Below are 12339 nucleotides of genomic sequence, written 5' to 3' on the forward strand. Positions count from 1 at the left end.
TAGGCTGATCGACTGCCACTCATTCCTGCTGAGCACGCTCGCACCACTGCCGGTTCGCCGGCCCGACATCGGATCCCCCATGGCGATGGATTTCATCCGCATCCGCGGCGCGCGGACGCACAACCTCAAGAACATCGACCTCGACCTGCCTCGCGACAAACTGATCGTGATCACCGGCCTGTCCGGCTCGGGCAAGTCGTCGCTGGCGTTCGACACCATCTATGCGGAGGGTCAGCGCCGCTACGTCGAGTCGCTGTCGGCGTATGCGCGCCAGTTCCTCAGCGTGATGGAAAAGCCGGACCTGGACCACATCGAAGGCCTGTCCCCGGCGATCTCGATCGAACAGAAATCGACCTCGCACAACCCCCGTTCCACGGTCGGCACCATCACCGAGATCTACGACTACCTGCGCCTGCTGTACGCGCGTGTCGGCCAGCCGCGTTGCCCCGATCATGGTTTCCCGCTGGAGGCGCAGACCGTCAGCCAGATGGTCGACCACATGCTCACGCAGGACCAGGAGCAGCGTTACATGCTGCTGGCGCCGGTGATCCGCGAGCGCAAGGGCGAACATGCCCAGGTCTTCGAGCAACTGCGCGCGCAGGGCTTCGTGCGCGTGCGCGTGGATGGCGAGTTGTACGAGATCGACGCGGTGCCGCCATTGGCGCTGCGCCAGAAGCACACCATCGAGGCGGTGATCGACCGCTTCCGGCCGCGCGAGGACATCAAGCAACGGCTGGCGGAAAGCTTCGAGACCGCACTCAAGCTCGGCGAAGGCATGGTCGCGGTGCAGTCGCTGGACGACCCGGCCGCCGCGCCGCACCTGTTCTCGTCCAAGTACAGCTGCCCGGTCTGCGATTACTCGCTGCCGGAGCTGGAGCCGCGGCTGTTTTCGTTCAACGCACCGGTGGGCGCCTGCCCGAGCTGCGACGGCCTGGGCGTGGCCGAGTTCTTCGATCCGGATCGCGTCGTGGTGCATCCGGAGCTGTCGCTGTCGGCCGGCGCGGTGCGTGGCTGGGATCGGCGCAACGCCTATTATTTCCAGCTGATCGCCTCGCTGGCCAAGCACTACAAGTTCGACGTGGATGCGGTGTGGAATTCGCTGCCGGCCAAGGTGCGCCAGGCGGTGCTGTTCGGCAGCGGCGATGAGGTGATCAGCTTCACCTACTTCACCGATGCGGGCGGTCGCACCACGCGCAAGCACCGGTTCGAAGGCATCCTGCCGAACCTGGAACGCCGTTACCGCGAAACCGAATCGCCGGCCGTGCGCGAGGAGCTGAGCAAGTACGTCAGCCAGCAGCCCTGCCCGGCCTGCAACGGCACGCGACTGAATCGTGCCGCGCGCAACGTGTTCGTCGCCGACCGGCCGCTGCCCGAACTGGTGGTGCTGCCGGTCAACGAGGCACTGAGCTTTTTCCGTGGCTTGTCGCTGCCTGGCTGGCGCGGCGAAATCGCCAGCAAGATCGTCAAGGAAATCGGCGAGCGGCTGGGCTTCCTGGTCGATGTCGGCCTGGATTACCTGACGCTGGAGCGCAAGGCCGACACCCTGTCCGGCGGCGAGGCGCAGCGCATTCGCCTGGCCAGCCAGATCGGTGCCGGCCTGGTCGGGGTGATGTACGTGCTGGACGAGCCGTCGATCGGCCTGCATCAGCGCGACAACGAACGCCTGCTCGGCACGCTGACGCGGCTGCGCGACCTGGGCAATACCGTCATCGTCGTCGAGCACGACGAGGATGCGATCCGCCTGGCCGACTACGTGCTGGATATCGGCCCCGGCGCCGGCGTGCACGGCGGCGAGATCTGCGCGCAGGGCACGCTGCAGGACATCCTGGATGCGCCCGGCTCGCTGACCGGCCAGTACCTGTCGGGCAAGCGCCGCATCGAGATCCCCAAGCAGCGCCACAAGCCCAACCCGAAGATGATGCTGCATCTGCGCGGGGCCACCGGCAACAACCTGAAGAATGTCGATCTGGACATTCCGGCCGGCCTGCTGACCTGCATCACCGGCGTGTCCGGCTCGGGCAAGTCCACGCTGATCAACGACACCCTGTTTTCGCTGGCCGCCAACGAGATCAACGGTGCCTCGCATCCGGTGGCCGCGCATCGCGAGGTCGAGAACCTGGATCTGTTCGACAAGGTCGTGGATATCGACCAGTCGCCGATCGGGCGCACCCCGCGCTCCAATCCGGCCACCTACACCGGCATGTTCACGCCGTTGCGCGAGTTGTTCGCGCAGGTGCCGGAAGCGCGCGCGCGCGGGTATTCGCCGGGCCGTTTCAGCTTCAACGTGCGCGGCGGACGCTGCGAGGCCTGCCAGGGCGATGGCCTGATCAAGGTGGAGATGCACTTCCTGCCCGACGTCTACGTGCCCTGCGATGTTTGCCACGGCAAGCGCTACAACCGCGAGACGCTGGAGATCCGCTACAAGGGTTTCAACATCAGCGACGTGCTGCAGATGACCGTCGAGGACGCGCTGCGGCTGTTCGAGCCGGTGCCGTCGATCGCGCGCAAGCTGGAAACGCTGGTGGATGTGGGCCTGAGCTACATCAAGCTGGGCCAGAGCGCGACCACGCTGTCCGGCGGTGAGGCGCAGCGCGTCAAGTTGTCCAAGGAGCTGTCGCGTCGCGATACCGGACGCACCCTGTACATCCTCGACGAGCCGACCACCGGCCTGCACTTCCACGACATCGAGGCGCTGCTCGGCGTGCTGCACAAGCTGCGCGACGAGGGCAACACGGTGGTGGTGATCGAACACAACCTGGACGTGATCAAGACCGCCGACTGGATCGTGGACCTGGGCCCGGAAGGTGGCCATCGTGGCGGCAGCATCCTGGTCTCCGGCACGCCGGAAGATGTGGCTGCGCACAAGGCGTCCTACACCGGACAGTTCCTGGCCAAGATGCTGCCGTCGGTGAAGGCGCGCGAGACCCGGCCGGCGGCGATGGCCAACAAGCCCGACGCGCGTCCGCCACGCAAGGTCAAACCGGAGAAGGTGGCGAAAGTCGCCAAGTCCGCCACCAAGAAAACCGCGAAGAAGAAGGCAAGCTGATGAGCGAAGAGCACAAGGTGTTGGCACGCATCCCGATCAGCGTGCGCTGGCGCGACATGGACAGCATGGGCCATGTCAACAACGCCAAGTACATTTCGTATCTGGAAGAAGCGCGCGTGCGCTGGATGCTGGGCGTGCAAGGCGTGGCGATGACCGACCGCATCGCGCCGGTGGTTGCGGCCACCAACGTCAACTACAAGCGCCCGCTGGTGTGGCCGAACGACATCCTGGTGGAACTGTTCGTCGAGCGCCTGGGCAGCAGCAGCATCACCATCGGCCACCGCATCCTCGACCAGAAGGACGAGGGCGTGCTGTATTCGGACGGCAACGTGGTGGTGGTGTGGATCGATACGCAGACCGGCAAGAGCGCACCGCTGCCGGACGCGGTACGCGCCGCCAGCAGCTGAGATTTGCCAGTTGCGCGCTGGATCTCCAGCGTCATAAGACGACGGCGGCTCTTCCGGGAGCCGCCGTTTTTGTTTGCAGCGATCCTGTCATGCCGCTGCGCGATATCACCGACAGGCCGCGTGATCGGGAACGGACCGACACAATGAAGTGACAGCCTGCTCGCCACCACGCATCGCGTTTGATCGGCTACATCGCGCAGTGGGCTCTGCAAGGACTGCAGCCTGCGAGGCTACAGCCTTGCTCAGCCACGCCCTGCGCGCGGTTACGCCCCCGGCGCGCGCTTGCGCGCCTGCAGCGTGGTCTTGATCTGGCGGCCATCCTGCAGGGTGAAGGTCACCGGCACCTGCGCGCCGTCCTGCAGCGGCGCACGCGCTTCCATCAGCATCAGATGCAGACCGCCCGGCGCAAGCGGCACCGACCTGCCGGCCGGCAACGCCAGCTCCGGCACCGCGCGCATGCGGCTGACACCGTTGGTCTGCGTGGTCTCGTGGATGGACACATCGGCAAACGCACTGCTCCTGGCCGCGGTGACCTTCGACGGCTGCGCACAGCCGTTGTGGAACTGCCCGAATCCCGCTGCCATGCCCATGCCACCAGGCGGCGGAATGCGGATCCAGCCGTCCTTGAACTCGGGCAGGCACTGCGCGCCAGCGCCTGCACTTGCCAGCATCAGCAACGCACCCAGCAGCACGCACCGCTGCATGCGCCGCCTGCTTCGACTGCCGTCTATCATGACCCAACCTCCAGGAGCCCCGAATGAGCATCCAGATCTTAGACCATGGCCGTCTTCGCGAAATCCGTCTGGCGCGCCCGCCGGTCAATGCACTGGACAGCGCGTTGTGCCAGGCGCTGAGCGTTGCGGTGCAGCAGGCCGGCGAGGAGACCGACGGCATCGTGCTGTCGGGCAGCGAGCGGATCTTTTCCGGTGGCATGGACGTGCCGCACCTGCTGGCGCACGGCACCGACCGTGCCGCGTTGCTGGCCAGCTGGACGGCCTTCTTCGAGGCCGCGCAGGCGCTGGCCAACAGCCGCGTGCCGGTGGTGGCGGCCATCGGCGGGCATGCGCCGGCCGGCGGCTGCGTGCTGGCGCTGTGCTGCGACTACCGGGTGATGGCGCGCAGCGCCGATACCGCCAGGCCCTATGCGATCGGCTTGAACGAGGTGCAGGTGGGCCTGGCCGCACCGGAAGGCATCCAGCGCCTGTTGCGCCGTGTGGTCGGTGCGCACCGCGCCGAGCGCCTGCTGATCTCCGGCCAGTTGCTGCCTGCCGAACAGGCGGTCACGATCGGCCTGGTCGACGAACTGGTCGATGGCGACCTGGTCACCGCCCGCGCGGTGGCCTGGCTGCAGGAGCTGCAGCAGCTGCCACGCCAGCCGATGCTGACCACGCGCGCGATTGCGCGCGCCGATCTGCGCGCGGCGCTGGCACCGGAGCTGATCCAGCTGGAGCGCTTTGTCGACGGCTGGTACGCGCCAGATGCGCAGGCTGCCTTGCACGGCCTGGTCGCGCGGCTGCAGAAGGCCTGAGCCGGCTCCCGGCACGGCGCGCACGGGCGGCCCGCTATAATCGCGGTCCGTCGCACGCCCAGGCCAGCCCCTTGTCCGCCACTGCTGAACCCGTCGTCTCCGAACTGATCAGCCTGCTGTCGCTGGAGCGCCTGGAAGACAACCTGTTTCGCGGCCAGAGCCGCGATATCGGTACCAAGTACGTGTTCGGCGGGCAGGTGCTGGGCCAGGCGCTGGCCGCCGCGCAGGCCACCGTGGACAACGGCCGCCAGGCGCATTCCCTGCATGCTTATTTCCTGCGCGCCGGCAACATCGACCACCCGATCGTCTACGACGTCGACCGCACCCGCGATGGCGGCAGTTTTTCGGTGCGCCGGGTCACCGCGATCCAGCACGGCAAGGTGATCTTCTTCTGCGCGGCCTCGTTCCAGCAGCGCGAGGACGGCGCCGAGCATCAGTCGGTGATGCCGGTGGTGCCGCCGCCCGAAGACATCGAACCCACTCCGCCATTGGCAGCGGAGGTGCTGGAGAAGCTGCCTGCCAAGGTGCAGCGCTGGCTGTCGCGTGGCGGCCCGTTCGAGTTTCGCCATGTCTTCCCGCGCGACGAACTCAGGCCGCCCAAGCGCCCGCCGTTCCAGCAGATGTGGCTGCGCCTGAGCGACCCGGTCGGCGACGACGTGGGCCTGCACCAGGCCTTGCTGGCATATGCCTCGGATTTTCAGCTGCTGGGCACCTCCACGTTTCCGCACGGCATCAGCTACTACACGCCGAACGTGCAGATGGCCTCGCTCGATCACGCGCTGTGGTTCCACCGCCCGTTCCGCACCGACGACTGGCTGCTGTATTCGCTCGACAGCCCCACCGCGCAGGGTTCGCGTGGCCTGGCGCGCGGGCAGTTCTTCACCCGCGATGGCGTGCTGGTCGCCAGCACCACGCAGGAAGGCCTGATCCGCGTGGTGCCCGACGGCAGTACGATCGCCGTGCCGGCAAACGACGTGCCATGTTGATGTCTCCACTGCGTTGGCCGTGCATCGGCATGCCGGTTGCCGCGTCCACCTTGCGGCGCGGATCGATGCCCCTGGCTTTCCTCTTCTTCAGCTCGGACACGCGCCCTCGCCATGCGCTGTGTTCGGCAATCGCCGGCACCCCTTAAGCATGCGCAAGATCTTCAGCAGTCAACGTATCGAAACCGCCGAAGGCGTGGCCGATCTCCTGCGCAACGCCGGCATCGACGTGCGCATGAGCAACGGCCGCTCCTACGAGAGCAAACGCAGCGGCCAGTTCAGCTACCTCGAACAGGGCAACGCGCAGGCCTACCCCACGGTGTGGATCGTGCACGCCGACGACCAGCCGCGCGCACGCGACCTGCTGCGCGACGCACGCCTGCTCGACACCACCCGCCGCGATCTGCCGAATGTGGAATACACCTTCCGCGACGGCGAAAACGGCTCCAGCACCAACGCGCGCAGCTGGGCCTGGCGCATCCGGCTGGTACTGCTGCTGGTGATCGGCGCGGTCGCCATGTTCGTGGTGCTGCGCCATCGCAATGCGCCCGATGCAGTCGGGCCGGCGGCACAGCCGGCAGCGCGGCAGGCGCCTGCCGGCACCACGGCGCCGCCAGCCGCAGAGGACCAAGAAGTGCGCGTGCGGATCCAGCCGGCGCGCTGAGCGCGATCAGCCAGGGTGCAACGCGGCCACCCGTCGCTGCGGTCGGCGCGCCACCACCATCCCCCGGTCACATCCGGCGCTCGCATGCGTCATGCTGGAACCAGGACATGGATCACGCCGATGCACACCGACACGCTGGAGCTGATGCTGCAACACGAATTGCCGGTCGCTGCCGCCGGCTGCCAGCAGGCGTATGGCCGCATCGTGCGCGCCTGCCAGAACACGGTGACCGCCATCGCGCTGGCGATCACCCGCGATATCGCCGCCAGCGAAGACATCGCACAGGAAGCCTTCCTGCGCGCCTGGCAGCGACTTGCACAATTGCATCAGCCGGCCAGCTTCCTGCCCTGGCTGCGGCAGATCACCCGCAACCTGGCGCGCGACTGGCTGCGCGCCAACCGGCATCGTGCACTCAGCGGTGAAGCGGCAGACCTTGCGATTGCGATGGCCGCCGACCCGGCCCCCTCGCCCGCCGACCATCTGCTGCAGGTGGAAGAAGAAATCGCCGCGCTCGACATCATTTCGGCATTGCCCGAGGAAAGCCGCGAGACGCTGCTGCTGTACTACCGCGAAGGCCAGAGTTCACGGCAGGTCGCCGCACTGCTCGGCCTCAGCGACGCGGCCGTGCGCAAGCGCCTGTCGCGGGCGCGGGCCAGCGTGCGCGGCGAGCTGTTGCGCCGGTTCGGCGAGTTCGCGCGTGGCAGCGCGCCCAGCGTGGCCTTTGCCACTGCGGTGACCTCGGCAACCCTGCTGGCCGCGCCTGGGACGGCGAGCGCGGCCATCGTGCTGACGGGCATGGGTGGCGCGGGCAAGTTAGGCATGAGTGGGCTGACCGGCTCGGCACTGGGTGGGGGCGGCGCTGCCGGTGCGCTGAGCCTCTGGCTCGGCATGCCGGCGCTGTTCGCCGCTGGCGCCGTGCTGGTTGCTGGAGTCGGCACGTACTGGTCGTGCTGGTATCTGCTGCGCTTTGCGCAGACCGCCGCCGAGGCCGCCGCGATTCGTCGTTTCCTGCACGCCACCACGCTGACATCGGTGCTGGTGGTGGGCGGCACGCTGCTGTTGAAACATCTGGATGCGGGCGCGTGGGCGTCGCTGCTGATGCTCTGCGCAGGCATGGCGGTGCTCAACTATCAATCCATCCAGGTGCTGCCCCGCGTCATGCGCCCCATGCTGGAACGCGATGCGCAACGACGCGGCAGCACGCAGGCACCGCTGCTGTATCGCTGCATGTTCAGCCCGGGTGCGACGCTGGTGAGCACCGCGGCAGTCATGCTGCCCATCCTGCGGCACTACATGAAGCTGGGGATGCCCTGATCCCGACGTGACGTCACCGCCGCAGGCAGCAACGGCGAACATGTCCAATCAACAAAAAACGGCCCCCTGCTTGCGCAGGAGGCCGTCGGTCGATCGGCGCCTTGTTGCGTAGTGCGGTTTACATGCTGCAGAGGATGCGGGGACTGCCCCGGTCGCAGCACTGCGACCGGATAACGCTGCCGCGACGGGAGGAACTCAGTTGCCCGCAGCAGGCTTGGCCGGCATCGGACGCTTGCCGTGCTCGCCATGCTCGCCGGGACCGCGCGGGCCATGCTCGCCACGCTGCTTGGATGCGGCATCGAACTCGGCCTTGCTCAGCTTGCCGTCCTTGTCGGTGTCGGCCTTGGCAAACCACGCGTCGCGATGCTGCTGCATGCGCAGATCACGGTCGGCGCGATCGACAAAGCCGTCCTTGTTGACGTCCATCTCATCGAAACGCGCAGCGAACTTGGGCTCGGCCTTGGCTTCCTCGCGGCTGATGCGGCCGTCCTTGTTGGTATCGAGCTTGCTCATCCATTCACCACGTCCACTACGTCCCGGGCCGCGGTGATGCGGGCGCTCGTCGCGCGACAGCTTGCCGTCCTTGTTGGTGTCCAGGGTGTCGAACTGTGCGGCCAGCTTGGGATCGGCAGCGGCCTCGCTGCGATCGATCACGCCATCGCCGTTCTTGTCGAGTTTGGCAGGACGCGGCGCATCGCCAGCGGCAGGCGGGGCGGCGAATACCGCGCCGGTGGACAGGGCAGCCAGCACGGCCAGTGCGAGAAACGGTTTGCGAGACGTCATGGGAAACTCCTGGGATGTGGGAACCACACGCGGCACCTGCATGGGCCGCATCGCGTGGGTGGCGCATCCGGATCCACCGTGCGCTGCCACCAACACCCACATCAACGAGCCATCGGCGCGCGCGTTGACGCGGCGACCAGGCGTATTCATCCGGCGGACAGTCGCCGCTGTTGCGACGCGCAGGCGCTATCCTGACGCCATGGCCATCCACGCCGACACCCATGACGACCTGCGCCTGTTCCAGACGGGCGAGCATGCCTGTGGCTACTGGCCCGACCGCCGCGCACGCGACCTGGTGCTGGATCCGCACGATCCGCGGCTGGGCGCGATCTATCCGCAGGCCCTGGCATGGGGATTCCGTCGCTCCGGCGATCTGGTCTACCGGCCGCATTGCGAACATTGCCGCGCCTGCGTGCCGGTGCGCATCGCGGTGGATGCGTTCCGCCCCGATCGCAGCCAGCGCCGCTGCCTGGCGCGCAACACGGACCTGGTGGTGCGCGTGGTTGCCGCCGAACGCACGGACGAACAACTCGCGTTGTACCGGCAGTACCTCCAGCACCGCCATCCCGGCGGCGGCATGGACGAACATGGCGCCACCGAATTCGACCAGTTCCTGATCGGCGGCTGGTCGCATGGACGCTTCCTGGAAATTCGCGAACCCGCAGTGGCGCACGCGCCGGGGCGACTGCTCGCCGTTGCGGTCACCGATGTCACCGAGCATGCGTTGTCGGCGGTGTATACGTTCTACGCACCGGATGCCACTGCGCGCAGCCTGGGCACATTCGCGATCCTGCAGCAGATCCAGTGGGCGCAACGCGAGCGCCGCGCGCATGTGTATCTGGGCTACTGGATCGACGGCCATGCCAAGATGAACTACAAGCGCCGCTTCAGCGCGCTGGAGGCCTACGACGGCCGCCAATGGCGCGGGCTTCCTGCCGCTGCACCGGAAGGTTGAACCACGCCGGGACGACATCGGCCTGTCGTCTTGCACATGCGAGAATGTCGCGATGATCAAACCTCTTTTCCTGCTTGCGCTGACTGCGCTGTGCGCCGCCTGCGCACACCAGGCGACCTCTCCGGATACAGGCGCCAAGGCAACTGCCGCCTCCGCGCCGGCCCGGCTGCGCATCGCCACCTACAACACCTCGCTGTATTCCGACCAGGCCGGCGGCCTGGTGCGCGAGCTGCAAGGCGACAGCGCACATGCGCGCAAGATCGCCGCAGTGCTGCAGCGGGTGCGCCCGGATCTGGTGCTGCTCAACGAGTTCGATTTCGACCCCGAGCACCGCGCCGCCGACCTGTTCCAGCAGCGCTATCTGCAGGTTGCCCAGCCGGGCGGCGGCGAGGCGCTGCGCTATCCGTACCGCTATCTGGCCCCGGTCAACACCGGCGTGCCGAGCGGCCTGGATCTGGACAACAACGGCAGCATCGGTGGCGACGGCCGCACCCGCGGCAACGATGCCTGGGGCTACGGACTGCACCCCGGCCAGTACGGCATGCTGGTGCTGTCGCGCTACCCGATCGATGCGCAGGCGGTGCGCAGTTTCCAGTTGTTGAAATGGAGCGCACTGCCGGGCGCGCTGCGGCCGACCGACCCATCCAGCAAACGATCGTTCTATCGCGATGCGATCTGGGCGCAGCTGCGGCTGTCGTCCAAGTCGCATTGGGACGTGCCGGTGCGCACGCCGCTCGGTGTGGTGCATGCGTTGGTCTCGCACCCCACCCCGCCGGTGTTCGATGGCGCCGAAAAGCGCAACGTCGCACGCAACCATGACGAACTGCGGCTATGGCGCGAGTACCTGGACAATCCCAAGGACGCCGGCTGGCTGTGCGACGACCAGGGCCGCTGCGGTGGGCTGCCCGCCGATGCGCGCTTCGTCATTCTCGGCGACCTCAATAACGACCCGGTCGATGGTGCCGGCCGGCACGATGCGATCCGCGCGTTGGTCACGCACCCGCGGGTGCTGCAGTACCCCGCGCCGCACAGTGCGGGCGGCCCGGAAAAGACCGCCGAGTACGCCGCGCAAGGCATCGCGCACAAGGGCGATGCGCACCAGGTCACCGGCGACTTCGGGCCGCAGGCGGGCACGATGCGCCTGGACTACGTGCTGCCTTCGCGCCAGTTCAGCTTGATCGGCAGCGGCATCTTCTGGCCCGCCAGCACCGCGCCCGAAGCGGCCATTGCCGACGGCAGCGATCATCATGCGGTGTGGGTGGATGTGGCTGGGGAGCCGTGATTCGGGATTGGGGATTGGGGATTCGAAGCGTTGGGCTGTTGCTTGTGGCGTGACGCGAATGCAGCTTGTCGCCGCAATCGCGCCATGCCGATCACCGCACTCAGGCGTCCAGTTGAACCTGTAATGCCTCGGCGGCCGTACGCGCCTTCGCGCGCGCGGCGTCGATGCTGTCCGCGCGTGCCAGGGTGACGCCGACGCGGCGGTGGCCGTCCACGCGCGGTTTGCCGAACAGACGCAACGCGGCGTCCGGGTCGCGCAGGGCCTGCGCGACATTGTCGAACACCGGGACGCCATGGCCATGGGCAAGCAGCGCGCACGAGGCCGACGGGCCGCTCTGACGGATCACGCCACCGTTCTGCGCACCGACCGGCAGGCCGAGAATCGCACGGGCATGCAGTGCGAACTCGCTCAGGTCCTGCGACACCAGCGTGACCAGGCCGGTGTCGTGCGGGCGCGGCGAGACTTCGCTGAACCAGACCTCGTCGCCCTTGACGAACAACTCCACGCCGAACAGGCCCAGGCCGCCCAGGTCGTCGGTGATGGCTTGCGCGATCTGCTGCGCGCGTTGCAGGGCGGCCGCTGACATCGGCTGCGGCTGCCAGCTTTCGCGGTAGTCGCCATCCTTCTGCCAATGCCCGATCGGGTCGCAGAACGCCGTGCCGCCGGCATGCCGCACGGTCAGCAGGGTGATCTCGTAATCGAAGTCGATGAAGCCCTCGACGATGCAGCGGCCGGCACCGGCGCGTCCGCCGGTCTGCGCGTACTCCCAGGCCGCATCGATGTCCGCTTCGCTGCGCACGGTGCTCTGGCCCTTGCCCGAGGACGACATCACCGGCTTGACCACGCACGGCAGGCCGACCGCGGCGATCGCCTCGCGGTACTCGGCGGCCGTGTCGACAAAGCGATACGGCGAGGTCGGCAGGCCCAGCGTCTCGGCGGCCAGGCGACGGATGCCTTCGCGGTCCATGGTCAGCCGTGCGGCGCGCGCGGTCGGGATGACCCGCTGGCCCTGCTCGCGTTCCAGCGCGACCAGCGTTTCGGTATGGATCGCCTCGATCTCCGGCACGATCAGGTGCGGTTGCTCCTGGGCGATCAGTGCGCGCAGCGCCTGCGGATCGAGCATGTCCAGCACATGCGAGCGGTGCGCAACCTGCATCGCCGGCGCGTTGGCGTAGCGATCGGCGGCGATCACTTCCACCCCGAAGCGCTGCAATTCGATCGCCACTTCCTTGCCCAGCTCGCCCGAGCCCAGCAGCAACACGCGGGTGGCGGAAGGCGACAACGGCGTGCCGAGGGTAGTCATGAGCGCGGTCCAGATCGGATGGGGGGCCGCCATTCTAACGGGCCGCCATCACGACCGACGATCGAAGGCCTTGC

The 12339-nt window shown here is 67.6% G+C and carries 11 protein-coding genes; 8 read left to right on the forward strand and 3 right to left on the reverse strand.

Annotated elements, in window-relative coordinates:
- Positions 1-79: 79 nt before the first annotated feature.
- Together uvrA and EO139_RS15015 are read left to right on the forward strand one after the other, a co-directional pair.
- The gene (uvrA, locus tag EO139_RS15010) at positions 80-3046 is read left to right on the forward strand and encodes an excinuclease ABC subunit UvrA (RefSeq protein WP_104650273.1); all 2967 of its coding nucleotides are present in this window, start codon (positions 80-82) and stop codon (positions 3044-3046) included.
- Complete coding sequence (locus tag EO139_RS15015; protein WP_126971289.1) at positions 3046-3453, forward strand: thioesterase family protein; 408 nt, start codon at positions 3046-3048, stop codon at positions 3451-3453. The genes uvrA and EO139_RS15015 overlap by 1 nt, the downstream gene beginning before the upstream one ends.
- 263 nt (positions 3454-3716) lie before the next feature.
- Here the strand turns inward: EO139_RS15015 and EO139_RS15020 are convergent, their stop codons facing one another.
- Positions 3717-4145, reverse strand: a complete 429-nt coding sequence (locus EO139_RS15020; protein ID WP_126971470.1) for a copper chaperone PCu(A)C — start codon at positions 4143-4145, stop codon at positions 3717-3719.
- A 65-nt stretch (positions 4146-4210) separates the two neighbouring features.
- Here EO139_RS15020 and EO139_RS15025 point away from each other — a divergent pair, with 65 nt between their 5' ends.
- From EO139_RS15025 to EO139_RS15040, 4 genes are all read left to right on the forward strand, one after another.
- Positions 4211-4981: an enoyl-CoA hydratase/isomerase family protein gene (locus EO139_RS15025; protein WP_104582436.1), complete on the forward strand. Its 771-nt coding sequence runs from the start codon at positions 4211-4213 to the stop codon at positions 4979-4981.
- 71 nt (positions 4982-5052) lie between these two features.
- Positions 5053-5967 carry an acyl-CoA thioesterase II gene (tesB, locus tag EO139_RS15030; RefSeq protein WP_104582435.1) on the forward strand — a complete coding sequence of 305 codons (915 nt, stop codon included), beginning with the start codon at positions 5053-5055 and terminating at the stop codon, positions 5965-5967.
- A 148-nt stretch (positions 5968-6115) separates the two neighbouring features.
- A complete protein-coding gene (locus EO139_RS15035) occupies positions 6116-6628 on the forward strand; it encodes a pathogenicity-like protein (RefSeq protein WP_104582434.1) in 513 nt (170 codons plus the stop codon).
- 120 nt (positions 6629-6748) lie between these two features.
- Entirely contained in the window at positions 6749-7942 is a 1194-nt protein-coding gene (locus EO139_RS15040) for a sigma-70 family RNA polymerase sigma factor (protein WP_104582433.1), read from the forward strand.
- 195 nt (positions 7943-8137) lie between these two features.
- Here the strand turns inward: EO139_RS15040 and EO139_RS15045 are convergent, their stop codons facing one another.
- Complete coding sequence (locus tag EO139_RS15045; RefSeq protein ID WP_104582432.1) at positions 8138-8725, reverse strand: EF-hand domain-containing protein; 588 nt, start codon at positions 8723-8725, stop codon at positions 8138-8140.
- 40 nt (positions 8726-8765) lie between these two features.
- Here EO139_RS15045 and EO139_RS15050 point away from each other — a divergent pair, with 40 nt between their 5' ends.
- Both EO139_RS15050 and EO139_RS15055 read left to right on the forward strand, forming a co-directional pair.
- A complete protein-coding gene (locus EO139_RS15050; RefSeq protein WP_104582431.1) occupies positions 8766-9680 on the forward strand; it encodes an arginyltransferase in 915 nt (304 codons plus the stop codon).
- Between the two features lie 52 nt (positions 9681-9732).
- Positions 9733-10962 (forward strand): endonuclease/exonuclease/phosphatase family protein, encoded by a 1230-nt coding sequence (locus tag EO139_RS15055; protein WP_241235970.1) that lies wholly within the window; start codon positions 9733-9735, stop codon positions 10960-10962.
- A gap of 100 nt (positions 10963-11062) precedes the next feature.
- Here EO139_RS15055 and purT read toward each other — a convergent pair whose 3' ends face one another.
- Positions 11063-12265: a formate-dependent phosphoribosylglycinamide formyltransferase gene (gene purT, locus EO139_RS15060; RefSeq protein ID WP_126971291.1), complete on the reverse strand. Its 1203-nt coding sequence runs from the start codon at positions 12263-12265 to the stop codon at positions 11063-11065.
- Between the last annotated feature and the right edge of the window lie 74 nt (positions 12266-12339).

Origin of the sequence: Xanthomonas sp. BRIP62411 (assembly GCF_003993525.1) — a bacterium.
Lineage (GTDB): Bacteria > Pseudomonadota > Gammaproteobacteria > Xanthomonadales > Xanthomonadaceae > Xanthomonas > Xanthomonas euroxanthea.